The sequence below is a fragment of the Paenibacillus sp. FSL F4-0097 genome (genome assembly GCF_038593125.1).
Taxonomy (GTDB): Bacteria; Bacillota; Bacilli; order Paenibacillales; family Paenibacillaceae; genus Paenibacillus_AQ; species Paenibacillus_AQ odorifer.
The window spans coordinates 6,435,410-6,461,530 of record NZ_CP151965.1 but is presented as its reverse complement, the minus strand read 5'-3'; the positions used below and the strand labels follow the sequence as shown (position 1 = coordinate 6,461,530).

Here is a 26,121-nt window from a genome sequence, read left to right as displayed (position 1 = left end):
AAAAATGTGGCTGTTACACCTTGTATTGCGGCATCTCTTACAAACTGTTACAATTTATGAAGCAGCGGAATCGAATTTATAAATGGCCCTTTCAATTTTGTGAGGATGGGCTCGGTTCCACCATCTGTGTTGCATGAAAGGGGTTAACCATGCTAGGACTTGTAAAGAAAATATTCGGAGACACAAACGATCGTGACGTTAAACGTCTCATGAAGACAGTCGATGTAATTAATGGATTGGAGCCGGAATTTGTAGCACTATCCGATGAAGCTTTAAAAGCTAAGACGGAAGAGTTCCGCGCCCGTATTGAGAAAGGCGAAACCTTGGAAGAAATTCTTCCTGAGGCGTTTGCAACCGTACGTGAAGCTTCCAAACGGACGCTTGGCATGCGGCATTTTGATGTACAATTAATTGGTGGTATGGCTCTGCATGAAGGCCGAATCTCCGAGATGAAGACTGGTGAAGGTAAGACTCTAGTAGGAACATTGCCGGTTTACCTGAATGCTTTGCTTGGTAAAGGCGTACATGTAGTAACGGTCAATGACTATTTGGCTCAGCGCGACAGCGCACAAATGGCACAAATCTATAACTTCCTGGGCATGACGGTTGGGGTTAACCTAAGCGGTATGGACCATGCTGATAAACAAGATGCTTACGCCTGCGATATTACGTATGGCACGAACAACGAATTTGGTTTCGATTATTTGCGTGACAACATGGTGCTTTATAAAGAACAAATGGTTCAGCGCCCTCTTTATTTCTGTATTATTGATGAAGTGGACTCCATTCTTATTGATGAAGCCCGTACACCTCTTATCATTTCCGGACAAGCTGAGAAGTCTACTGAATTGTACTTTGCAGCAGACCGTTTTGTGAAAAAGCTTAAAGCTGAAGAAGACTACACAGTTGATATCAAAGTGAAGTCCGTAGCCTTGACTGAAAAAGGTGTAGCTACTGCTGAACGCGCTTTTGGTATTGAGAACTTGTATGATCACAGTCATGTAACCTTGAATCACCATATCGTCCAAGCCCTGAAAGCAAACGTAATTATGCGTCGTGACGTAGACTACGTTGTTAACGAGGGTGAGGTCGTTATTGTTGATGAATTTACGGGACGTTTAATGTCAGGCCGTCGTTATAGTGACGGTTTGCACCAAGCGATTGAAGCGAAGGAAGAAATCGAAGTACAGAATGAGAGCATGACGCTTGCTACGATTACTTTCCAGAACTATTTCCGTATGTATCGCAAATTGGGCGGTATGACAGGTACAGCTAAAACTGAGGAAGAAGAGTTCAAGAAGATTTATGGTCTTGAAGTTCTTCAAGTTCCTACGAATAAACCAAATCAGCGCATAGATATGCCAGATGTCGTCTACAAGAGTGAGAACGGTAAGTTCAACGCTGTTGTGGCAGAAATTGTAGAGCGTCACAAAAAGAACCAACCTGTACTTGTTGGTACAGTATCGATTGAGAATTCAGAGCTCGTATCTGAAATGCTGAAGCGCAAAGGCGTTAGACACCAAGTGCTTAACGCGAAGCATCACGCTGCTGAAGCTGAAATCATTACACATGCAGGTCAGCCAGGTACAGTTACGATTGCTACCAACATGGCAGGTCGTGGTACGGACATCGTTCTGGGCGAAGGTGTGACAGATCTTGGAGGTCTGCATATCATTGGTACAGAGCGTCATGAATCGCGCCGGATTGATAACCAGCTGCGTGGTCGTGCGGGTCGTCAAGGGGACCCAGGTTCTACACAATTCTACTTATCCCTTGGTGATGAGTTGATGAAGCGTTTTGGCGCTGACAACGTTTTGAGTATGATGGATCGCCTTGGGTTTGAGGAAGATCAGCCGATTGAGAGCCGCATGATTACGCGTGCTGTGGAATCTGCTCAGAAACGTGTTGAAGGTAATAACTTTGATATTCGTAAAGTCGTATTGCAATATGATGACGTGATGAATCAACAGCGTGAAATTATTTATAAACAACGCCGTGAGATTCTGGAGTCTGAAAATATTAAAGATATCGTACTTGAAATGATCAAGCCGGTTATTGAACGTATTGTTCACGCACACTGCAGTGACGATATTCCTGAGAACTGGGAGCTGCAAGAAGTTGCTGATTACGTAAACAGCAAGCTGCTTGAAGAAGGTGCTTTGACTCGCGATATTCTGTGGGGCAAAGAAGCAGAAGAGATCATTGAGTACATCTTCGAACGTGTACTTGAGAAATATGCTGCTCGTGAAGAACGCCTGGGTTCAGAATTGGTGCGTGAATTCGAGAAGGTAATCGTGCTGCGCTCTGTAGACAGCAAGTGGATGGATCACATCGATGCGATGGATCAATTGCGTCAAGGGATTCACCTGCGTGCTTACGGTGGTACAGATCCACTTCGCGAGTATCAATTCGAAGGTTTCGAAATGTTTAATACTATGACGGCTACGATTCAAGAAGAAGTAGCTACTTATATTATGAAGGCTCACATCGAGACAAATCAGGAGCGTCAATCCGTTGTAGAGGAAAATAAAATTTCCACTAACAGCGAACCTGCTGAGAAACGTCCGGTACATGTTGAGGCTGCGGCTGGTCGTAATGATCTTTGCCCTTGCGGAAGTGGCAAGAAGTACAAGAACTGCCACGGTCAAAACGCATAAGACAAACGTTTAGTAGCGCTCATATTCAGGTGTTGAAGATGTAAGTCTTTAACCCTGATCTCTATGGGTATACTAACCATAAAGAGCGGCTGGGCCCGGGGGTATCCCCCGTTTACGGCCCAGTCGCTTTTTTTGGATATTTAGCACTTGAGTGAATGAGGAATGGAGAGAAGGTTTGGAACTGGAGAAACGGAGTGATCGCCTTTGTTTCTGGATTCCAACCGCTATGCGGTTATCAATTCAAGGAATCTGGAAACAACAGCGATCGGAAGTCCAATCCTTCTCGGAATGGCTGAACATTCACTCATTACTAACTTTCCAATAGCGAGGACCGTAACAACCTATTTTGAAAGGTGAAGTGACCATATGATTGAAGCTAATGTAAAGCAGGATCTGCGTGAAATAGGCAAGAAACTAACTGACCTTAGGGGGTCTCTTTGACTTAGATCTTAAGCAAGAGATGATCTCGAACTTTGAAGAAAAAATGGCTGCTCCAGGCTTCTGGGATAATCCAGAGCAGGCACAGAGCGTGATCGGCGAGATGAATGCCGTGAAATCGTCCGTGGATCAATACGAGAAGCTGCAACAAGAATACGACGATGCTGCAATGATGGCGGAGCTTGCGGATGAAGAGGGCGATGAAGGTCTTGCGGCAGAGATTGGGGAGACGATCAGCAGTTTAGGCAGTAAAGTTGATGAATTCGAGCTGCAATTGCTACTTAACCAGCCGTATGACAAGCTGAATGCTATTCTTGAGCTCCATCCGGGTGCGGGCGGTACGGAATCCCAAGACTGGGGCCAGATGCTGCTGCGGATGTATACTCGTTGGGCTGAAAAACGTGGATTCAAGGTTGAGGTGCTGGACTACTTACCGGGTGATGAAGCGGGAATTAAGAGTGTCACACTACTTATTAAAGGCTTCAACGCCTACGGATATCTGAAAGCTGAAAAAGGTGTACATCGGCTAGTACGGATTTCTCCGTTTGACTCTTCGGGCAGAAGACATACTTCTTTTGTATCCTGTGATGTCGTTCCGGAAATTGCCGATGATGTAGAGGTTGAGATTCGTACGGAGGATCTTAAGATCGATACGTATCGTGCAAGTGGCGCCGGTGGACAGCATATTAATACCACAGACTCCGCGGTACGGATTACTCACTTACCTACGGGTGTGGTGGTAACCTGTCAGAACGAACGTTCACAGATCAAAAACCGCGAACAAGCTATGAAAATGCTGCGTTCCAAGCTATATGAGCGCAAACTGCAAGAGCAACAGCAGCATTTGGATGAGATTCGCGGTGAGCAATCCGATATTGCTTGGGGCAGTCAGATCCGTTCCTATGTATTCCATCCGTATAACATGGTTAAGGATCACCGTACTTCCGTGGAAACGGGGAATGTTGGCGCTGTGATGGACGGAGATATTGATGCATTCATTGATGGTTACTTGCGTAGCCAGATCAAGATTGAGGCAGAATAAAAGAGAGTTTCGGGGAAACGGATACCATTCATGGATTAGGATGGGATGGCCGTTTCTTCTTTCGTAGAGCAAGATGACACTTTAAGGAGAGCCTTTGAAATGCAAAAAGTCAATTCACGTAATAAACCCCCACTGATTCCTCTGAATGGGCCACTCCGACATGTGGTGGATACGATGTTAATTTTGCTCGGATCGCTAGTTACAGCGCTGGGGTTTAATCTTTTTTTTCTGCCTAATCATATTGCTTCTGGTGGTGTATCCGGTCTGTCTGTATTGGCTGAAGCTTGGTTTGGGGCTGAACCGGCATTTACGCAGTGGTCGCTTAATATTCCGTTGTTTGTACTCGGGGTAATCTTCTTGGGTAAACAATACGGAGTTCGCTCGCTGCTTGGGAGCTTTGTGTTGCCGCTCTTTATCTTGTTGACAAAAGATTTGCCTGCACCTACCACCAATCCACTCTTAGCTTCCATTTATGGCGGTATCTGTGTGGGGGTGGGGTTAGGTCTTGTGTTCCGCGGACGGGGCTCGACAGGTGGACTTACTATTTTGGCGCAGATTATTCAAAAGATATCCGGTCTCAGCTTCTCGATTTCCGTAGTGCTGTTGGACGGGACGGTCATTGTGCTGGCTGCTTTTATACTCGGTATGGAACAAGCACTATATGCACTGATCGGTCTGTTTGTTACAGGTAAGGCCATTAATGCGATAGAGGTAGGCTTCCGTTATACAAAGGTGGCTTACATAATCTCGGACAAGACGGAAGAAATATCTGAGGCGATTTTGAATGATCTGGATCGGGGTCTGACGAAGCTGGATGCACATGGCGGTTATACTGGTGATGAGCGTACGGTGTTGATGGTTGTAGTAGGCCAGAATGAGGTTTCCAGATTAAAAGCGATTGTTCAATCGGTAGATACTAGTGCTTTTGTGATTATAACTGAGGCGCATGAGGTACTGGGTGAAGGGTTTAAAAGAGAAGTGTAATTTCTCCTCAAGGAGAAGCTATGCTTCTCTTTTTTTGTAAATACAATTATATTTAGGAATAAAGAAAGTTAACACTATGTGTTGTATTTATATTAATTGAGTCGTATAATAATACATATTTCTAAGACGGTATGCATTATATTATTTATTATAATTCATGATAAGCAGGAAGTGGGGATGACAGTGGAAGGCAAGCTGAGAGCGGCGATTGTTGGATCAACGGGTTATGGGGGCGTAGAGCTGATTCGGCTGCTACAAAGTCATCCTAAGGTAGAGATTACTTCGGTAATTTCCTCATCAAGTGCAGGGGATGCTATAGAGGAAGGTTTTCCGCATTTGACGGGCATCATTGATCGAAGGCTGGATGGCGTTGACCCGGCTCAGATGGCTGAGCGGGCGGATGTGGTATTTACGGCGACGCCGTCGGGTGTGAGCGCAAAGCTGGTACCGCAGCTGCTGGAAGCTGGACTTAAGGTCGTGGATCTGTCCGGTGATTTCCGATTGAAGGATGGTGCAGAGTATGAGCACTGGTATAAACATCCCGCTCCGGCTGATGAATATCTAGAGCAGGCTGTATACGGACTTTGCGAGGTGTTTGGAGAGCGTGCGGCTGGGGTAGATTTTATATCTAATCCAGGCTGTTATCCTACAGCTACACTTCTTGGACTAATTCCTGCAATTCAGGCAGGTTGGATTAAACACGACAGTATTATTATTGATGCTAAATCAGGAGTTACTGGAGCAGGACGCGGAACAAGCCTTATGGTGCATTATGCAGAGATTAATGAGAACTTTAAAGCTTATAAAATCAATAAGCATCAACATATACCAGAAATTGAGCAGACACTAACAGAGGTTGCTGGAGAAAAGGTAACGGTAACGTTCACCACACATCTCGTGCCGATGAGCCGGGGAATTATGAGTACGATGTATGCAGGGATGACGGACAATTATACGGAGCAGGATTTTGTGAATTTATACCGTGAATATTATGCGGGCCGGCCATATGTGCGGGTGCGTGATGTAGGTGTGATTCCGGCGACAAAAGAAGTTAGCGGCTCTAATTATTGTGATATCGGATTTGCAACAGATACTCGTACAGGGCGGGTGACCATAGTCTCCGTCATTGATAATGTTGTAAAAGGTGCGGCAGGGCAGGCAATACAGAACCTTAATTTGATGATGGGATGGGAGGAAACCCTTGGCCTCGGCTACACACCTGTGTATCCATAAGGATCAGCGGTACAAATAATATGAGCGAGATTGAGTTATTTACCACCTTGGAGGGTGGAAGCATCACTTCACCTAAGGGTTTTAAGTCCGGAGGATTGCATTGTGGATTAAAAAAAACAGATCGCAACGATCTCGGAGTGATTCTGTGTGAAGTTCCGGCAACAGCTGCGGCCGTATATACGACGAATGTTTTTCAGGCAGCTCCGCTGAAAGTGACTCGCGAAAGCCTTTCGAACGGAGTATTGCAGGCGGTTATCGTGAACAGCGGGAATGCCAATGCCTGCACAGGCGAACAAGGTGAAGCAGATGCTTATGAGATGCGCGCTGCTGCGGCTCAGCATTTAGGTGTGGCCGTTAATGATGTGGCAGTTGCTTCGACCGGAGTTATTGGTGAACTGTTGAAGATGGACTGCGTACGTAGCGGGATTACTGCAATACCAGAGAAGCTGGACGGTGGAGCTATTGGCGCGGAGGAATTCTGCCAAGCTATTCTTACCACCGATTTAGTTAAAAAAGAGATTGCCGTGAAGGTGCTCGTTGGCGGTGTAGAAGTTACAATTGCGGGAGCAGCAAAGGGCTCAGGGATGATCCATCCTAACATGGCTACTATGCTTGGCTTTATGACCACGGATGCTGATATTGCAGCGGAGGATTTACTTAGTCTTTTGCGTTCAGCTACGAATGTTACTTTTAATATGATTACAGTCGATGGAGATACTAGCACCAATGATATGTTAGTGTCGATGGCGAGTGGGCTTGCCGGTAATGAGAAGCTGACACGGCTGCATCCGGATTGGGACGCTTTTGCTGCTGGATTCACTTATGTGTGCCAGACGCTTGCCAAAGCGATTGCTCGAGATGGCGAAGGTGCAACTCACCTGATTGAGGTTCAAGTGAATGGTGCTGTTCATGATGAGGCGGCGGCAGCGATTGCTAAGACAGTGGTTGGTTCTAGTCTAGTGAAATCTGCTATTTTTGGAGCGGATGCGAACTGGGGGCGGATTATTGCTGCGGTTGGACGCGCGGGTGTTCCGGTATCGCCGGAGCATGTGAACATTTCGTTAGGGGATATTGAGGTGCTTTTGCACTCGAAGCCAGTTGCTTTTGACGAGGAAAAGGCTTTGGCCTATTTGCAAAAAAGTGAAACTGTGCTGATCACTGTAGATCTGCATGATGGAAGCGGAAAAGCAACGGCTTGGGGCTGTGACCTAACTTACGATTATGTGCGTATTAACGCTGCATATCGCACTTAATTTATGGCGTGTTAAGCCCATAAGGGAAGGATACCGATCATATGACGCTAAATAGCGAGCTTGAACTTATAGATGCTTTAGATGGTAGTGGATTGTTTGTAATGAAATGCGGCGGCAGTACACTTGCGGCTCTACCTGATTCTTTTTTTGAGGATTTGCGAGATTTGCAGGAGGAGGGCATTCAGCCAGTAATTGTTCATGGTGGAGGGCCAGCCATTTCTGAGAATCTAGCGAAACTGGGCATTGAAAGCAGCTTTGTGAATGGCCTGCGAGTAACCACCGAGGAAGTACTAGATGTTGTAGAGATGACCCTGGCAGGGAGTATAAACAAGGCGATTGTCCGGCGAATTCAAGGGAGCGGCGGTCTAGCTCTGGGGCTTTCGGGCATCGATGGGAATATGATCCTTGCTAAACCAGTGGCGAACAGCGCCGAAGTAGGTTTGGTAGGAGAAGTAACGGAAGTTAAGGCTGAGATCATAACTGGTATTGTTGGGATGGGTTATATTCCTGTCATTGCTCCTATCGGAGTAGATGCAGCAGGTCAGCGCTACAATATTAACGCAGATACGGCAGCAGGGGCAGTTGCTTCCTATGTGGAGTCTCCCAAAATGATCGTCGTCACAGATGTGCCAGGCATCATGAGTACAGTGGAAGGTGAAAAGATTGTGCTTCCCTCCGTTACTGTACAGGAAATTGAAGCCTTGATCGAAAGTGGAGAAATCTACGGTGGCATGATCCCTAAAGTGCGGGCAGCTATAGATTGCATTCAGGGCAGCGTATCAGAGGTTATCATTGTGGATGGAAAAGAACCGCGGGTGCTTAGTCGAGTACTGCAAGGTGAAGCGATAGGTACACGTATTATTCGTTCGTAGAATCATAGATGAATACAAATTAGAGGCGCAGCCTGTTCACAGGAGCAGCCGATGGGAGAGTGACTTAGAATGAGCAAGCTTACACAAGCGGAGTTGGATTCGCAAGCAGGGGCACAGCAGACCGATACAGTAGGATCAGGTACACCGGATGTTACAGCAGGCAAGCTGAGTGCAGTGTTCCCTTCTTACGCCAGATATGATATCAGCTTAGTTAAAGGCAAGGGTACCTGGGTATGGGATGATAAAGGCAATAAGTATCTGGATTTCACCAGTGGATTGGCTGTGACCAGTCTAGGTCATGCTCCTGAAAAAGTCGGCGCTAAGCTGAAGGATCAGATTGATACGCTCTGGCATGTCTCGAATCTGTTCCATATTCCGGGACAAGATAAAGTTGCCAACCTTCTGACAGAGAATAGCTGCGCTGATCAAGTATTTTTCTGCAATAGCGGGGCAGAAGCGAATGAGGCTGCTATTAAGCTGGCCCGCCGTTACCATCAGAAGATTAAAGGTGTCGACCGTTATGAGGTTATCACATTCGAACAATCCTTCCATGGACGTACACTAGCAACACTAACAGCTACAGGCCAGCAAAAGGTAAAAGAAGGCTTCCTGCCGCTTCCAGCAGGTTTCAAGACCGTACCCTTGCATGATCTCCCAGCGTTAGAAGCTGCTATCGGAGATCATACAGCTGCTATCATGCTGGAGATGGTACTTGCAGAGGGTGGCGTGCTTGAGGTAGAACCTGAGTTCTTGAACGCTGTAGTGGCCTTGTGTAAGAAACACGGATTGCTTCTGATTGTAGATGAAGTACAGACAGGTATGGGACGTACAGGCAAGCTGTTCGCTCATCAGCATTATGGAATTGAACCGGATATTTTCACCTTGGCAAAGGGGATTGCTAGTGGGTTCCCGGCAGGTTTAATGCTTGGCAAAGGATATTTGCGTGAAGCCTTCTCAGCGGGCAGCCATGCGTCCACCTTCGGGGGAACACCGCTAGCAACAGCTGTTATGGCAGCGACGATTGAGACGATGCTGGAAGATGAGCTTCCACAGCGCGCCGAAGAAATGGGTAAATACCTGACAGGCCTTTTGAAAGAGAAGCTGGCGGACTGTTCTTTTGTGAAGGATATCCGTGGTAAAGGGCTGTTGATCGGGATTGAATGTCAATCCCCAGTAGGCGATATTGTACTGGCTGGACAAAAGAAAGGCCTGTTGTTCGTGACAGCCGGTCCTAATGTTCTTCGTCTGCTGCCAAATCTATATGTAAGCAAAGAGGAGATCGACCAAGCGGTGGACATCCTATGCGAACTCATTCATACTTATGCTAAACAAGCAAACGGGGAGGTAAGCTCATGAGTCAGGGCGTACAGAGTAACAAACACACCATTGCGCAGCAACTGAAAGGCCGTGATTTACTGGAGCTGAACGATTACAGCCCGGAGGAAATTACGTATCTGATTGAATCGGCGATTGAGCTGAAGAAGAAGCAGAAAAATGGCGAAGAATTTCAGCCGCTGAAGGGAAAGACGATTGGACTTATTTTTGAAAAATCCTCTACACGTACGCGTGTGTCGTTTGAAGTTGGAATGTATCAGCTGGGAGGGCATGCCCTTTTCTTGAGCAAAAATGATATCCAGCTTGGACGCGGAGAAACTGTTGGAGATACAGCGCAAGTAATGTCGCGTTATCTCGATGGAATTATGATCCGTACCTTCGGCCATGACAAGGTTGAAGATCTCGCTCGTTATGCTTCTATTCCCGTAATCAACGGTCTTAGTGACCTGGCACATCCTTGCCAAGTGCTGGCCGATTATCAAACGATTTATGAGCACAAAGGAAAGCTCAAGGGCCTGAAGCTGGCTTACATCGGCGATGGCAACAATATGGCGCATTCCTTAATGATTGGCGGAGCTAAGCTGGGCGTGGACGTATCTATCGCCGGACCGGAAGGTTATGAGCCGGATGAAGCGGTTGTCGCAGAAGCTCGTGAGATCGCTAAAGAAACCGGAGCGAAGATTGTGATCACTCGCAGCCCGCAAGAAGCTGTACAAGACGCTGACGTCATCTATACAGATGTATGGGCGAGTATGGGCTTCGAGGAGGAGCAAAAGGCACGCGAAGCGGCATTCAAGGACTATCAGGTCAATGAGGAGCTTGTAAAAGGCGCTAAGAGCGATTATCTCTTCCTGCACTGTCTGCCAGCCCACCGTGAGGAAGAGGTCAGCACAGGCGTGATTGACGGCCCTAACTCGGTGATCTTTGATCAGGCTGAGAACCGCCTGCATGCGCAAAAAGCTTTAATGGCTGCGTTGATGAGTTAAGGAATTATAGATAATTAGGATTGAACTTATATTGGTCTAAGATTATATAAAATACTATATAAGATGAACTTAATAAGTAGCGCTGGAATTCCGGTGCGGAGCAATGAAGTGAAAGTTTGGAACTGTAGGAGCGTTAGCGTTCGCCTTTATAATCAGATTTCATCTGCGAAGGCAGACTACAATCATAGAAATCTGATTATAACAGCGACCGGAAGTCCAAACATTTCACGTAGTTGCGCTTTATCACCGGAGTTCTATAAGCGCATTTAAGCGAATCTTATACCCCCCACACGAAAGGAAGTTGCCACACCATGGCTAAAGAAAAAATTGTACTCGCCTATTCCGGCGGATTGGATACATCCGTTATTTTGAAATGGCTTAAAGAAACCTATGACGCGGAGATCATCGCCTTCACAGCCGATATCGGCCAAAAAGAAGAGCTCGACGGTCTGGAGGAAAAAGCACTTGCTACTGGCGCATCGAAAGTATACATCGACGATCTGCGCGATGAGTTCGCTAGCGATTTCATCTACCCGATGTTCCAATCTGGCGCACTTTATGAAGGCCAATACTTGCTCGGAACTAGTATTGCTCGTCCATTGATCGCTAAGCGCATGGTAGATATCGCCATCGCTGAAGGCGCAACGGCTATCGCGCACGGCGCGACAGGCAAAGGGAACGACCAAGTCCGTTTCGAGCTTGGCGTAGCTGCATTGGCTCCGAACATCAAGGTGATCGCACCTTGGCGTCTAGAAGAGTTCCGCAATCAATTCCCAGGTCGTGCGGAAATGATCGCTTATGCGGAAGCTAATGATATTCCGGTACAAGCCTCTGCGGCGAAGCCGTATTCGATGGACCGTAACTTGCTGCATATCAGCTATGAGAGCGGCGTACTGGAAGATCCTTGGTTTGATCCAAGTGCACCAGAGAACAAAGGAATGTTCCTACTGAGCAACGCTCCAGAGGATGCTCCGGATGAAGCGGAATATTTGGAACTCGATTTCGTTAAGGGAGACTGCGTAGCGCTGAATGGTGAGTCCTTAAACCCACTTCAAGTGATGGAGAAATTGAACGAGCTGGGCGGTAAACACGGTATCGGACGTGTGGATATGGTTGAGAACCGTTTTGTCGGCATGAAGAGCCGTGGTGTGTATGAGACTCCGGGTGGAACAATCCTGTTCGTCGCTCATCGCAAAATGGAGTCCATCACGATGGACCGTGAAGTGATGAACCTGCGTGACAGCCTGATCACCCGTTACAGCACTTTGGTGTATAACGGTTTCTGGTTCGCACCAGAGCGTATTGCACTGCAAGCTCTTGTAACACAGAGCCAGCAAAATGTAACAGGTACTGTTCGTCTTAAACTGTACAAAGGCAACATCATCGGCGCTGGAGTGAAGAGCCCAGTCAGCCTGTACAACCCTGAAATTGCAACGATGGAAGCTGATCCTACACAAGCTTATGATCAAGGGGATGCAACTGGTTTTATCCACTTGAACGCATTGCGCCTTAAGGTTTCTACAGGTGTAAATGGAGCTTCGAAATAGAACGATAACATAAACTTAAACGGGCAACCCCGAAGGCCGTTCCTCCCGTCAGGATAGGAGCGGCCCTCTGGCGTCCAAGAGGAGGAAACTACAGGTGAGCAAGCTTTGGGGCGGACGGTTTACTAAAGGAACAAACAAGCTGGTGGAGGAATATACGGCTTCCATTGGATTTGATAAGGCTTTGGCCAAAGAGGATGTGCAAGGCAGTCTGGCGCATGTCACGATGCTGGGCAAATGCGGAATCCTTCCACAAGAAGACGTGGAAACAATCAAACAAGGTCTGAACAAAGTGCTGGACAAGGTTAATGCTGGAGAGGTTGTTTTCTCAGTATCGGATGAAGACATCCATATGAATATTGAAAAACATCTGATCGAGGAAATCGGTCCAGTTGGTGGTAAACTGCACACAGGACGTAGCCGTAACGATCAAGTGGCGACGGACATGCACCTTTACTTACGTGGCCGTGTAGTTGAGCTAGTTAGTTTGCTGCATGAGCTGCAGGAAGCTTTGATCGAACAAGCAAAAGACAATGTGGAGACCATCATCCCTGGTTATACGCATTTGCAACGGGCACAGCCGATCCTGTTTGCTCATCACTTGCTGGCTTACGTATCGATGTTCCGCCGCGATGCAGAACGTCTGACGGACAGCTACAAACGGATCAACGTGCTGCCACTCGGAGCAGGAGCGCTTGCTGGAACGACCTTCCCGATTGACCGTCATTTTGTAGCGGAACAACTGGGTTTTGACAGTGTGTATGAGAACAGTCTGGATGCTGTCAGCGACCGCGATTTCATCGTGGAGTTCTTGGCGAATGCTTCCCTTATCATGACACATCTATCCAGACTCAGTGAGGAACTGGTGCTGTGGAGCAGCACAGAGTTCAGCTTTGTAGAACTGGATGATGCTTTCTGCACAGGCAGCAGCATTATGCCGCAGAAGAAGAACCCTGACGTACCAGAACTGGTACGGGGCAAAACAGGCCGTGTTTACGGCAACCTGATTGGCTTACTGACGGTGCTGAAATCATTGCCACTGGCGTACAACAAGGATATGCAGGAAGACAAAGAAGGCATGTTCGATACGGTTACTACGCTGACTGGTGCACTACAATTGTTCGCGCCGATGATCTCCACTATGAAGGTGAACAAAGGTCGTATGCGTGAAGCGGTGAACACGGATTTCTCGAATGCAACGGATATCGCTGACTTCTTGGTAGGCAAGGGGCTTCCTTTCCGCCAAGCGCATGAGGTAATCGGGAAAACGGTACTCTACTGCATCAACGAAGGCAAATTCTTGTTGGATTTGACCCTGGAAGAGTTCAAGCAATTCTCGCCGCTTTTCGACGAGAATATCTATGCTGTTCTTCAACCGGAAGCTGTAGTTAACGCTCGTAACGTTTATGGCGGCACAGCCACCGTGCAGGTGAAGGCTGCAATTGAACGCGCAGAGCTGGCATTGCACGAAGCTAATGAATGGGTTGTACAACACGGGGATGCTATATTGTAAACCGTATTAATATCAAATCTCGCCTCAGACCTTTATAGGTGTCAGGCGGGATTTTTTTTATTAACTAAATGAACTATGACTGGATTAGCAGTGTTCTTTACGGTTATCCTTAGGTTAGGATAGGAGGGTTCGTAGATATGAACAGAAAGCAAATCCTAGACGAGCTTAGATCGGAATTAAAAGTAGGCAATCATATTATTGGAGTAGCCACCGGTGCTGGTATAACGGCAAAGTATGCGAAGCAAGGTGGAGCTGATTTTATTCTGATGTTAAACTCGGGTAAATTTCGCCAGATGGGGAGGAGCTCTCTCGCTGGTATTTTACCATTTTGTAATAGCAATGATATGGTGATGGACTTTGCATCTAGAGAGATCATACCGTTGGTCAGAGATATCCCTATTATTTTTGGCCTCAATGCAACTGATCCGACCAAAGATATGGAATCCTATATAAGTGAAATAAAGAATAGAGGCTTCGCCGGCATTAATAATTACCCCACGGTTGGTTTAATAGATGGTCAATTTGGAGAAGCGCTCGAAGAAGAGGGGAATGGTTATCTACTTGAAGTAGAAGCCATAAGAATAGCCCATGAGAAGAATTTGTTTACCATTGCTTTTGTATTTGACGAAATCCAGGCAGCACAGATGATTGAGGCTGGAGCGGATATTATTTGTGCACATCTAGGTCTAACAGAAGGCGGGTTATTAGGCGCTAAAAAAGTATTCTCTCTGGAAGCGGCCAAGGTTAAAGCGGACAAGATATTTAATACATGCAATGAGCTAAAGCCAGATTTAATTAAGCTGGTTTACGGTGGTCCGGTGAAAACGCCAATTGATGTGCAATATATGTACAGCAATAATCAAAACTTGATGGGATATATCGGAGGCTCTGCTTTTGAAAGAATTCCATCGGAGAAGTCCATTACGAATATAACCAAAGCTTTTAAAGTGTCGGGGACGCTGGATGAAGATGATTTTATGGTCAAAATGTTAGACGGCATCACAAAGCACTATGATTATGTTGAATTTGTAAAAGAATACGTAGCTCAAAATTATATGAATGAGATCTTGTTTGCAGATTTAGCTAAGGTGGCACATGTATCCCGAAGTTACTTGAGTAGTTTGTTTACCAAAAAAGTAGGTTGTAGCTTTCAAACGTATCTCGTGCAATTTCGGATGGATAAGGCGGCGGAAATATTACATAGAGACCATATCCAGTTATCTGAGCTAGCGCCATTAGTTGGATACCAGGATTATGCGCAGTTTAGCAAAATGTTCAAGAAGTATAAAGGGTTCTCTCCAAAACAATATAAATCTAACATAAACACAAAAACATAAGACATAAAAGCGTTTTCATCCATAAATCAAAGAAGTATGATTAACTCATAAGTTGATCATGCTTTTTTTTGAAATATAAGAAAGCATAAGTTTCACATAATACATTATCCTTATATTTCTTGTTGTAGATATTTGAAGAGGAGGTTGAAGAAATGAAGACGATTGCTATTGCCGGAACTTTTGACACCAAGGGTGAAGAATATCTCTACATTAAAAATTTATTGGAAAGCTTGGAGCTGGGTACGTTTACAATTCATACAGGTGTGTTTGAGCCCACGTTTACACCGGATATCTCTAATAGAGAAGTAGCAGCAGCCGCGGGTGTAAGTATAGATGAGCTCGTTGCCAAAAAAGATAGAGCACTAGCAACAGAATTATTAGCCAAAGGTATGGAAAAATTAGTACCTGAATTATATAAGCAAGGCAAATTTGATGGAATTATCTCCTTTGGGGGCACTGGAGGCACTTCACTTGTAACCCCTGGTATGCGGGCATTGCCTATTGGTGTACCAAAAGTGATGGTTTCGACCGTAGCTTCAGGGAATACTGCTCCATATGTAGGCACTAGTGATATTGTCATGATGCCATCAGTTGTAGATGTTGCTGGTCTGAACTCCATTTCAACAAAGATTTTTACCAATGCAGCTTTCGCCATCGCCGGTATGCTTAAATTTGAGAATAAACAAGTGATAGAGAAAAAACCATTAGTAGCTACAACCATGTTTGGGGTAACAACCCCCTGTGTGACGGCAGCCCGTAACTATCTTGAAGCTAGAGGATATGAAGTGCTTGTATTCCATGCAACAGGTGTAGGTGGCCAGTCCATGGAAGCGCTAATCGAGGCTGGTTTTATTGAAGGTGTATTGGATCTGACCACAACAGAATGGGCGGACGAAATTATTGGTGGTGTGCTAAATGCTGGACCTCATCGGTTAGAAGCTGCTGGTAAACATCATATTCCACAGGTTGTCTCGGTAGGTGCGCTTGATATGTGCAACTTTGGCCCTTATGATACGGTACCAGCCAAATTTGCTGGACATAAGTTTTATAAACACAATCCAACAGTTACTCTGATGAGAACAACAGTAGAAGAAAATGAAGCCATCGGCAAAAAGCTTGTCGAGAAATTAAATATGGCCAAAGAGAAAACGGTGTTAATGCTGCCGCTTAAAGGGATATCCGGCATTGATGTCGCAGGGGAAGCTTTTTATGGGGTAGAGGAAGATCAAATGTTATTTGATACCTTAAGAAATGGTGTAAACAGAAATGTTGTCGAGGTTATCGAAATGGATTGTGCCATTAATGATGTGGAGTTTGCAGAAGCAGCAGCGCAGAAGCTAATAGATCTCATGAGCAAATAAGATTTTTATAAGATAAATAAATATTTAAATGGAGGCGTTACACATGAACAAAAATACAAGAACTGAAATCATGGCGAAGTTTAGAGAAGAAGTGGCAAATGGAAAGATTCTTTTAGGCGTGGGGGCTGGCACAGGAATTACTGCAAAAAGCAGTGAAGCTGGCGGAGCAGATATGCTGATTGTTTATAATTCAGGAAGATACAGAATGGCAGGCCGTGGATCACTGGCAGGGTTATTATCTTATGGGGATGCCAACCAAATTGTAGTCGAAATGGGCTCGGAAGTATTGCCTGTTGTAAAAAACACCCCTGTATTAGCAGGCGTATGCGGAACAGATCCATTTAGAGTAATGGAGGTTTATTTAAAACAACTTAAGGAACAAGGTTTTAGCGGCGTACAAAACTTCCCAACTGTAGGTTTGATCGATGGCGTATTCAGACAGAATCTAGAAGAGACCGGCATGGGATATGGTTTAGAAGTAGATATGATTAGAGCTGCGCATGAATTGGATATGCTCACCACTCCTTATGTGTTTGATCCTGAGCAAGCTAAGGCTATGGCAGAAGCAGGAGCGGATATTTTGGTGGCACATATGGGCTTAACTACCAAAGGTACAATTGGAGCTAAGACCGCTCTTACATTGGATGATTGTGTAGAAAGAATCGAAGCGATTATTAAAGCAGGGAAAGCAGTAAATCCAGATATTATGGTAATTTGTCACGGCGGACCGATTGCAGAGCCAGAAGATGCGGCGTACGTAATTGAACGGACAGAAGGCATAGACGGATTCTTTGGTGCATCGAGTATTGAAAGATTTGCTGCTGAAAAAGGAATCACAGAACAGACTGGATTATTTAAAAAAATCACCAAACAAGCATAATTGCCTTCGGCGTTCTTATAAGGACGGTAAGCAATTAAGCGAGAAGAACCCTCCGAAGAGGGCAATCTGAGTAGAACAGATATTAAGGTGCAGCTTATGGCTGCATCTTTTTGTGGTCTATTAAGTACAGCTAGTTACTTTTTAAAGGTAGCCATGCCAGCACATCGCGGATTTTGGCATCCCAGTATCCCCATTCATGTGTCCCCGGACCTTCTTCATAGGTTAAAGAAAGTGAGGTTGCCTGGCAGGCATCGCGGAATCTCAAGTTATCGGTATATAGGAAATCTTCTGTGCCACAGCATTGATACAACGCTGGTTTTGGCCCCGTGGAGCGGTTCACTTCCTCAAGCAGCCAAAGAAGGTCTTCCGGCGTTCCAGCGGTATCTTCTTTTCCGAAGATCATTTCGTATTCTTTGCTTTTAGTGGTAGCACCTTCCCCGTTCAAGAAATTATGCGCCATATCAAGTGCTCCAGACAAACTCGCTGCTGCTGCAAAAGATTCCGGTTTACGCAGTCCCAGCTTAATCGCTCCATAACCACCCATCGACAACCCGGCTACAAAGTTCTCCTCGCGTTTATCGGAAAGCGGGAAAAATGAGCGCGCCAGCATCGGCAACTCCTCACTAATGAAGGTCCAATAACGGCCCCCCATGGCCATATCTGTGTAGAAACTGCGGTGCACATTTGGCATTACCACAGCTATCCCCATCTCCGCTACATACCGTTCTATGGAAGTCCGGCGCAGCCAGATCGAATCATCGTCAGACAAGCCATGCAGTAAATACAAAGTAGGGTGAAGATCACCTCTTGTTACATTACTCATCCCGATTTGTGTAGTTGTTTTTTGCGGCAAAATTACAGTCATTGAGGTATTCAAACCTAGTACTTCAGAATAAAATTTGCACTCTATTAAAGCCATTTCATTCATCTCCTCTCTTTCCAAATCATAGCATAGACCAAAAGGGAGAGATATTGTAGAAATATCTGAATTATAAGGGTTTTGAGGATTGCTGTAGCTGGATATGAGAGAATATAATGGAAGTAGAAAATTTAGGAAAAACGTGCAAATACGAAAAGTATTTTCATAGGCGAGAGGCGGAAAGTAGGATGAAACCGGGCCTAAAGCAGGAAAAAGGATTTACATTAATCGAAGTGCTGGCAGCTATTGTAATTTTATCGATAGTTTCACTGGTGCTTACGTCTTACTTTACTAACGCCATGAGTTACTCTAAATCGAACCAGAACAAAACGATTATGGTCAATCTGGCGCGGAATGCACTGTTTTATGTGGAGAAGCAGGATTTTAAGGCGATGAAGGAATTTTTTACGCAAGGGGAAGATGCGATAGAGGCTGAAAAATGCCAAAAGGATACGGATGATTCTCTGAAGTGTGAGGATTACAAAGGGCTTGTTCAGGATACAGAAATCTTAAACCAGGTTTTGAATCCTGCAATAAATGGTGTGAACTATCAGATAGATATTAAATATCAGCGTGATCTACATAACCAAAGCTTGGAATCTAGTGATCCGGAGAAACAGAAGATGGCAGTATATTTGTTGCCTGTGTTGGTCAAAGTCAGCAGAGCGGATTCTTCTGGCGGACCTCAAAGTGAACCTGTTGTGGAGGGATATATTACCGATGAGAAAATTCGTTAATCTTCTTCGCAGAGAAGGCGGCTTTACATTAGTAGAGCTAATTGTGGCACTATCATTGTTTACAGTTGCAGCAGGAATTATTTCGGGGATAACAATGCTGGGCTTACGAAGCTATCATAAAATTTCGATTGAAAACTCATTACGAGACGAAGGTGATTTGTTAATGTCCGCAATTATAACGGAGTTGTATACATTTGCTCCTGAGAAGGTCACTCCAACTATTCTCAAAAATGATTCAGGGACTATTATTGATAGCTACATTACGTTAGAACGTCAGGATGGAACTAAGTCTCAGATTCGTATTGTTAATGGTGCTCTTACAATAGCAAATCCTGATGTAGTCGATCCACCAGTAGATGCAAGAACTGAGACGATATCTAAATTAGAACAGGATTCTGCTATAACTTTAGAGTGTCAGAATAGCATCCCTTGTGATAGCGGCTTGATATCTATAGATTTATCGCTAGTTCAGAGCTACGACGGAAGGGATTACCCATTGGAGTTGAAAAGTAAATTCGGATTCTAGGAGGAGCAGGAGGGATGAAGAATAATGAAAGAGGCTCAGCCCTAGTATTAGTTATGTTTGTTGCTCTTCTACTTACTATACTCGGAGTAGCTGTACTCGGGGCAACGATGGGTGGCGCACAACGAACGGAGACAAGGGAAAACGACGTGCAGAGCCTGCATCTGGCTCAAAAGGGGCTCGATGAAGCAGCGGCATACATACAGACGAAGTTGGACGGGCGTACGGATATTGATCCTGATCATATGGAAGATGAGATTAAAAGTATTGTTAATGAGGTGACCACCAAAGTTGTCGGCGTTAACAATGGCGTAAGTACGGGGCTATCTGGAGCTGGCGGTACGATCAAAAGCATCACCTATGAGAAGCAGGATAAGCAAAAATATTATGTCGATATTGAAGCACAAGCCACAGTTAATGGCGTCATCAGACAGCTGAGACAAAAGATAGTCATTGATACCTATCCTGATTTTCTTAAATATGCTTTTGGATCGGAAAAAGTATTAACATTAAACGGAGCACCTGGTCTCCATGGCAATATATATGCGGGTGAAGAACTAAACATCAGCGATACGGCTGTTTATACGTATAAGAAAGTGAAAGATCTTAAAGAAAAGACTCAATATCCTAAAGTAGAATTACTAAAAGACCCTGCCAGTCTAGCATCTACGGAACCTCTTCCTGAGGTGCATGTGCAATCACTTGAAAGTATTAAATATTCCGGAAATGGAATTATTAATGCAGCAGTAAATAAAAACAACGCCTCAATTATTCTTCCTAACATACTGGGAGTTAATAAAGAGCAGGTGTTTATCAAACCGCAAAAAAAGTTCGTGCAGATTAATGTGCTGGAATCGTTTCTTGATAAAGTGGAGGAAGCGACAGGGTTGACCGGGAAAAGGTCTGAACTTAAGCAAGCTATTAAGGATAATCAACTGGGGAATTATTTAAGCACAACAACATTAGATAGACTACCCGATGAGAATCCACCCTACACTGAGCCAGTACTTGAAGATAATCCGACAAAAGAAGAAAAGGATAAGTATGAACTAGAGTGCAGCCAATACGAAGAACAATTGAGAATATATCAGAACTCCTTGTTGGATAAAGATTTGAATAATTCTACGTTTTATAACGGTAATCTGCTTATCGATGGAATTGATTACAAACAGTTAAAGTTTAGTGATGAAGCCAAAACAGGTAATCCTTCTAATAAGCCCAAATGGCTTATTGTTAATGGTGATCTGGAGGTAAATAACTATAGCCCAGATATAACTAAAATTTTGGAGATACAAGCTAATATTCTAGTTACAGGTAATGTTACTATTAAAGGTCAGGTGAAATTCAACTCTACTATGTTTGTTTTAGGAGAAACGAAAGTAGAGGATGCCGTGATCCAAGGTTTAAGTAGTAAGGAGTTAGTCCTCATATCTCAAGGAGATGTGCTCATTAACCGAATTGATACTTTTACTAATCCACCTAAGAAAAAAGTTGAGCAGGATTCATTTTATATGAAAGCTTTTTTTTACACGGATAGTGACGCTGATTTGTACGGAGTGGGGTCAATCTTTTGGTTAAATGGTGGCTTCTTTGCCAAAGGGAATCTTACAGTAAACGCAGTACTAGGAGGAGTAACTGAGCCCTTAGATCCGGCTCTCGGCTTTAATTTTGAAAATCAGGATGCGGATCGATATAATTTGGGTCACCGTTTTCAGATTCAATATAATCAGGATGTTTTTACTCATCAGCAGTCTAGCCTCCCGCGTGTGCAGCAGGTGAATGTAACTGTAGGCCCTCTGGAGCTTGTGAGTCATTGAGACCAATTGAAAAAGGGTATCCTTAAGCGAGTGCTTAGGGATACCCTTTTTTTCGTTGGAAGTTTCTTATTTTTAAATGTAAAGATTAGTAACGATCGTCATTCTGGGGTTCTACAACCTTAACCGTAATATCTGCTTCTGCTGTTGTGCCTGTGCTTCCGGTATAAGTCACTGTAATGGTGGTTGATCCCTTTTTGACACCGGTAACAATTCCTCTGGTATCAATATTGGTTCCATTATCGACACTGGCGATTGAAGAATTGTCGCTTACCCAGCTCAAGTTATCTTTGATGTCTTTTATCGAGACGGAGGTTGGGAATGCCCATAAAATATTGGTTAATTGGAAAGTATGACCCACTTCAATAGTAATAGACTGTTCTTTAAATCTTATTCCCGTTAACTCAACGATGTTAACCTCATGTGTTGAAGTCATATCTTTGAATGAAACCTCAATCAGCAGTCCTTCTTTAGCGGTATCACCAGCCGTCAATTTAGCGGTTGAGCCATCACTAGAAGGCGTAAGAGTAGCAATATGATCATTCGTAATAGTGTCATCCGTAATATTTTTATCCGTTGATTTCACGAATCTCCATCTTAGCGTTGCTGGATCAGCATACGTAGGATTTCTACTTGCGCTTAGATCGATTTGCCCTCCTATCAATACCGTTGTTGGACCTGTAATCGACAATGAGGTTAGTGGGTTAGTAACTGTTATGGTTTTCTCTTGGGTAATTGGAACCGGGTTACTTGAATTTACAGTAAGACTTACTAGGTAAGTTCCTGACTGCGTCGCACTGAAAATCTTTTCGGTATCATCACCGGGATACTCTGGATTGGTATTAATTACAGCAGTGCTTGCCCCAGAGGTAATGTTTTTAACGGACCAGATATAGGTTATGTTGGTCTCAGGTTCTTTACTGTCTTGAACGTACGAGGCACTTAACGTAATGGATTCATAGATTCTCCCTGTTTCATATCCTTTAATTGATAGAGAACGAGAATTACGTTTTTCTACAGTTATGAATGCAGTACCAGTAACTTCGCTACCATCAAGAGCCTTAACAGTGACTTGTGCTGATCCTTTGGCCAAACCGATAATATCGCCACTGTTGGAGTCTATTTGCACAACTGAAGCATTACTAGTTGTCCAGAGGAATGCAGAATTACTTAAATCTGAAGGCGTAACTATTGGGATTAGTCGAATCTCATCTCCTACATAAATAGTTTTGTCATCCAATTGCAGGGCGTTAATCTTATATTCGGCTGTAAAAGTTAAAGTCTCAAACGAAATTGTAGTCCGCGCTAAATTAGTCGATGAAGGATCTGTTGGGATTGGAACAGGTAGCGGATAGATTTCCGCTGGTAGGCTACCGGCAAAAGGGAAATGGTATAAAGTGGCACTACTCATATTCATTGAAGCTCCAATGATTGTTCCATACACCTGTCCTCCATCAAAGTTTATAGTAGATCGTGGTGCCAGAATGGTTCCGTATACGTTGGCTTGGGAAATTAGCAAAGGCTTGGCGTTAGGGAAGTTGTATAGCACACGGCTACCGTCGCTCCCCAGTGGGAAATGTAAGAATGGTTCACTGTTACTGTCTTGTTGTACATTAACAATTACCGTTGATCCTTGCGGAACCTTAAGCTCGGAACTGTTAAGCGTATTTAACGCTGAACTAGAAATATTAACAATATTGATATCTGAGTTACCTGTGACCGTAAGTTTTCCGTATTCATGAGTCGCCGTGGCATTGGAAGGCAGCTTGGCAATAGCATCAGAGAGTCCAAGGAGATAACTCTCTTGCTTGTTGAAATCGAGAAGTTCTCCGTAATTGATGGTACCATTTTGGATAGAACCAGGACGTTGGTCTTTAACGGTGCCTTTAACCATTAGGTTTCCGTAAACTGTTCCTTCAGGAAGGGAAACATCTCCGCCCGTGACAATACCATATGGCACTTGGTCTTTAAATTGTTCATTTACTGTAATACCCGCGTTGTTGAAGTTGACTGTTCCCCCGGAAGCCAGTGGTCCCTTGATAGTTCCACCACGAAGTGAAGTGGTATGAAGGATAAGTGCATTGTATTTACCTAAGATTCCTAGCGGTGGCAATGTGGCATGAATATCGATATAACTAAGTTTGGAATCATTTAAAATATAGGTTTGGGTCTCGGTCGGTTTAACTGTGATTTGGAACGTTATAGGCTGTTCAGAGTCTGGTTTATAGATTTGGGCGCCGTTCACCGTTTTTAATGAATAGGTTATGTCATTTAGATTGCGTGTCAATCTAAATCCACTGGTTGCATTTCCAGTGACGATCGTACCGGCAGGTAATTCTCCTGAAATCTCCAGGTTAGGTGGGAGATTCTCGGTAAATACAATATCCGATATTAATTGTGTGTTAGAGGTCTGGTTGACCGTGCCGACTTTATCAAACGGTACAGATTTTGGGGTGATGGAATAACTAAGAGTGACCGGTTCTCCCTTTTCTATTTTGCCATTCACAACATTCTGAGAGAGAGATCGTGTTACACTCAAATTGGTGTTTGACGGCAGGACATTTACTCTGAGCGTTTTACTTGAGAGCGCACCATTTTGATCCCAAGCTTTAATTTCGATGTCGAGTAGACCTCCGTTTGGAAGCGGATTGTCAACTGTTCTATATATATTTTGACCGGATTTGATGTTCATCTTACTTATTTCAATCTTGGGAAAGTACGTGTTCCCTGATTTGAAACGGACTTCAGTTGTTAGATCACGATCGTTAAAGTCCAAATCAGTTACTGTATAGTCGACAAGGAGTGTTTCTTGATAAGACGGAATCGATGAATCATTAGCCGGCGTATGCACGGTAATCTCTGGAGCATGATTGGCCCCAATAAAAGCACGATACATAGTATTAACGAACAATTGTTGTTCCCAGTCCGGGAATTTCTTTAGATTGGCTGGAATATCACTTACTCCAAAAAAGTGACCTGTACCTGAGTAGGTAATATTTCCTTTGGAATATGTGTAATATTGATTCCAGCTATCCTCGGTATCACGTTGGTATTGATTATATTCTCCATTTGGTTTTATCCTCGTACCTGATGCTTCACTTTGAATGTTATACCAAGATACTACTTCAGGATCTTCCAAATTAAGTGTGAAGTACTGGTTATGTGTTGGTGCAATTTGTGGTGTGGAAATATCGATTTGCTGGTTGCTGTCGTCCCTCTTGCTTAGATAAAAAGGATATTGCATCAAAAGCCCGTCATTCACCGGCTTAACCTTGGTGGAAAGATTGATGGCATTATGGCCTAAGTTGGTCTCAGGATTCACCTGACCAGTAATCCCCATGAAATTATTGATCCAGTTCTTTTTATTTGCATCTAAATTAATGATGGTATCGTGAGTGAACAAGGCGCTTTGCTTGAAGGTACCAGTAAATTGTGTAATAGCGTTGATCGCATTAGTGTTTAAATTAGATTTTTTGTAGTATTCGTCTACAAATCCAAAGATGAGCATGTCATAAGTGCCATTTAGTCCGTAACTATGTGTTGCAGCATAGCTGTCATCAATATAGTTTTTGAATTCAGTCATCGTTTTGATTTTTATATCGAGCTTATAGTCAGATGTATCGAGAAAATTCGGATTCATATTACTAGTGTTCAGGAGGCTGCTTTCTGTTAGAGTGTCAGGCATAACCTGAAGAATATTTACTATGGTTTTCTCGCCACGGTAACGAATTACACCGCTGTCGAAGTCTTTTAATTGTGTACTGTGGTAATCATTAACTTCTAGCTTCCAGTAGAGTAACCCAGAGTATGTTTTTGGCAAAGTGTATTCAATAGTTCCGCTGGATGTACTAATCTCAGTTTCAGCAACGACCTGTTTTTCTCCCATTTTGATGGATTTATCAAGACCAACGTACAGTTTGACTGAGAGCGGAGCACTATTTTGTGTAGAGGGTGTGGTGACATTGAAATTAAAAGAAAGCTTCTCCCCAGGAACATAGATTTTGCTGTTAGTTGCATTAGGGTCATAGTTGGGAATTCTATTCGTAATTTGTAGATGAGGGCGTTTCTTCAAGTCGTTTATGTATTTGGAGTCTTGTTTTTTTAAATCGGCAAAAATATCCGCGAGTTCACTGTCATCTACAAACTTAACATTTGGGTTGGAGGTGGAAAGACGATAACTGTTAAAAGAGCTGTACAGTATACCTTGCTCAGTTTGAGGTTTTGCATCTTTGTCTTTAAAGGGCTGGCTATGAAAAAAAACATATAATCCCTTGTTGATAAATTCCTTTGTAATTTGATCAGCCTTCAGATGAGTAATGTCGTTCTTCATACTTTTGGTATTAAGGGCCTTAGCTCTATTTTCCTCAGAGGCGGGTTGTTGATTACTTACCTGTGCAGGATTGTAAGTCCCCTTCCCGATATATACCGCATCATATCTTCCGTCCAGATCATCCCGCAGCGCCACAAAGCGCTTCATACTCATCGTGTCAATGGTAAGGTTAGATATTCCTGTTTTTAGAGACGCAAGCTCACTAACCCCACTCTCAGTAACCTCCAGCATACGAATTTGGTATTCATTTGAACTGGCATCGACATTCATAAAGTGATTTTTGATCGGCAGAACAAGCAGAAGGAGAAGCAGGGTAGTTACTGTAAAAATAAAAACTTTTTTGTTGCTGGCAAGTTTCATTGT

Annotated in this window: 18 protein-coding genes; 16 read left to right on the top strand and 2 right to left on the bottom strand. The window is 44.1% G+C overall.

All coding sequences use genetic code 11. From position 1 onward, the window contains the following. The first annotated feature begins 149 nt into the window (after positions 1–149). The 13 genes from secA to MHH86_RS29000 all read left to right on the top strand — a co-directional run bounded on the left by secA (position 150) and on the right by MHH86_RS29000 (position 17,435). Positions 150–2,657 (top strand): preprotein translocase subunit SecA, encoded by a 2,508-nt coding sequence (secA, locus tag MHH86_RS29060; protein ID WP_036678509.1) that lies wholly within the window; start codon positions 150–152, stop codon positions 2,655–2,657. A gap of 366 nt (positions 2,658–3,023) precedes the next feature. Further along, positions 3,024–4,137, top strand: a protein-coding gene (prfB, locus tag MHH86_RS29055) for a peptide chain release factor 2 (protein ID WP_143758633.1) whose coding sequence is annotated in 2 segments (ribosomal slippage) — positions 3,024–3,095 and positions 3,097–4,137 — 1,113 coding nt in all. Because the reading frame shifts where the segments join, the coding sequence is not laid out codon by codon here. 99 nt (positions 4,138–4,236) lie between these two features. Then, positions 4,237–5,121 carry a YitT family protein gene (locus MHH86_RS29050; RefSeq protein WP_076316166.1) on the top strand — a complete coding sequence of 295 codons (885 nt, stop codon included), beginning with the start codon at positions 4,237–4,239 and terminating at the stop codon, positions 5,119–5,121. Between the two features lie 183 nt (positions 5,122–5,304). Then, the gene (argC, locus tag MHH86_RS29045; RefSeq protein ID WP_218640713.1) at positions 5,305–6,354 is read left to right on the top strand and encodes an N-acetyl-gamma-glutamyl-phosphate reductase; all 1,050 of its coding nucleotides are present in this window, start codon (positions 5,305–5,307) and stop codon (positions 6,352–6,354) included. Positions 6,355–6,374: 20 nt separating this feature from the next. Continuing rightward, complete coding sequence (gene argJ / locus MHH86_RS29040) at positions 6,375–7,607, top strand: bifunctional ornithine acetyltransferase/N-acetylglutamate synthase (protein WP_036678517.1); 1,233 nt, start codon at positions 6,375–6,377, stop codon at positions 7,605–7,607. A gap of 41 nt (positions 7,608–7,648) precedes the next feature. Beyond that, entirely contained in the window at positions 7,649–8,479 is an 831-nt protein-coding gene (gene argB / locus MHH86_RS29035) for an acetylglutamate kinase (protein ID WP_051491025.1), read from the top strand. 69 nt (positions 8,480–8,548) lie between these two features. Further along, a complete protein-coding gene (locus MHH86_RS29030; protein ID WP_036678520.1) occupies positions 8,549–9,835 on the top strand; it encodes an acetylornithine transaminase in 1,287 nt (428 codons plus the stop codon). Beyond that, positions 9,832–10,800 (top strand): ornithine carbamoyltransferase, encoded by a 969-nt coding sequence (gene argF, locus MHH86_RS29025; protein ID WP_076316167.1) that lies wholly within the window; start codon positions 9,832–9,834, stop codon positions 10,798–10,800. The genes MHH86_RS29030 and argF overlap by 4 nt, the downstream gene beginning before the upstream one ends. A gap of 311 nt (positions 10,801–11,111) precedes the next feature. Next, positions 11,112–12,347, top strand: coding sequence for an argininosuccinate synthase (locus MHH86_RS29020; protein ID WP_042192353.1), 1,236 nt, complete (start codon positions 11,112–11,114; stop codon positions 12,345–12,347). 94 nt (positions 12,348–12,441) lie between these two features. Further along, positions 12,442–13,857 (top strand): argininosuccinate lyase, encoded by a 1,416-nt coding sequence (argH, locus tag MHH86_RS29015; protein WP_036678523.1) that lies wholly within the window; start codon positions 12,442–12,444, stop codon positions 13,855–13,857. A 137-nt stretch (positions 13,858–13,994) separates the two neighbouring features. Continuing rightward, positions 13,995–15,194, top strand: a complete 1,200-nt coding sequence (locus MHH86_RS29010; protein WP_076144658.1) for a phosphoenolpyruvate hydrolase family protein — start codon at positions 13,995–13,997, stop codon at positions 15,192–15,194. Positions 15,195–15,346: 152 nt separating this feature from the next. Beyond that, positions 15,347–16,555 (top strand): Tm-1-like ATP-binding domain-containing protein, encoded by a 1,209-nt coding sequence (locus tag MHH86_RS29005; RefSeq protein WP_076179797.1) that lies wholly within the window; start codon positions 15,347–15,349, stop codon positions 16,553–16,555. A gap of 43 nt (positions 16,556–16,598) precedes the next feature. Then, the gene (locus MHH86_RS29000; RefSeq protein WP_042192344.1) at positions 16,599–17,435 is read left to right on the top strand and encodes a phosphoenolpyruvate hydrolase family protein; all 837 of its coding nucleotides are present in this window, start codon (positions 16,599–16,601) and stop codon (positions 17,433–17,435) included. 130 nt (positions 17,436–17,565) lie between these two features. Here MHH86_RS29000 and MHH86_RS28995 read toward each other — a convergent pair whose 3' ends face one another. Beyond that, positions 17,566–18,354: an alpha/beta hydrolase family protein gene (locus MHH86_RS28995; protein ID WP_076123851.1), complete on the bottom strand. Its 789-nt coding sequence runs from the start codon at positions 18,352–18,354 to the stop codon at positions 17,566–17,568. Positions 18,355–18,542: 188 nt separating this feature from the next. Between MHH86_RS28995 and MHH86_RS28990 the strand changes: the two genes are divergently transcribed. Genes MHH86_RS28990 through MHH86_RS28980 form a run of 3 tightly spaced genes read left to right on the top strand, consistent with a single transcriptional unit; the run spans position 18,543 to position 21,431 of the window. Continuing rightward, positions 18,543–19,091, top strand: coding sequence for a type II secretion system protein (locus tag MHH86_RS28990; RefSeq protein WP_076179798.1), 549 nt, complete (start codon positions 18,543–18,545; stop codon positions 19,089–19,091). Beyond that, positions 19,075–19,617, top strand: coding sequence for a prepilin-type N-terminal cleavage/methylation domain-containing protein (locus tag MHH86_RS28985; protein ID WP_076179799.1), 543 nt, complete (start codon positions 19,075–19,077; stop codon positions 19,615–19,617). Before MHH86_RS28990 ends, MHH86_RS28985 begins: the two co-directional genes overlap by 17 nt. A 14-nt stretch (positions 19,618–19,631) precedes the next feature. Next, a complete protein-coding gene (locus tag MHH86_RS28980) occupies positions 19,632–21,431 on the top strand; it encodes a hypothetical protein (RefSeq protein WP_076179800.1) in 1,800 nt (599 codons plus the stop codon). Positions 21,432–21,516: 85 nt separating this feature from the next. On the opposite strand, the gene MHH86_RS28975 is transcribed toward MHH86_RS28980, so the two are convergent. Then, the gene (locus MHH86_RS28975; RefSeq protein WP_076179801.1) at positions 21,517–26,118 is read right to left on the bottom strand and encodes a DUF5057 domain-containing protein; all 4,602 of its coding nucleotides are present in this window, start codon (positions 26,116–26,118) and stop codon (positions 21,517–21,519) included. Positions 26,119–26,121 lie beyond the last annotated feature (3 nt).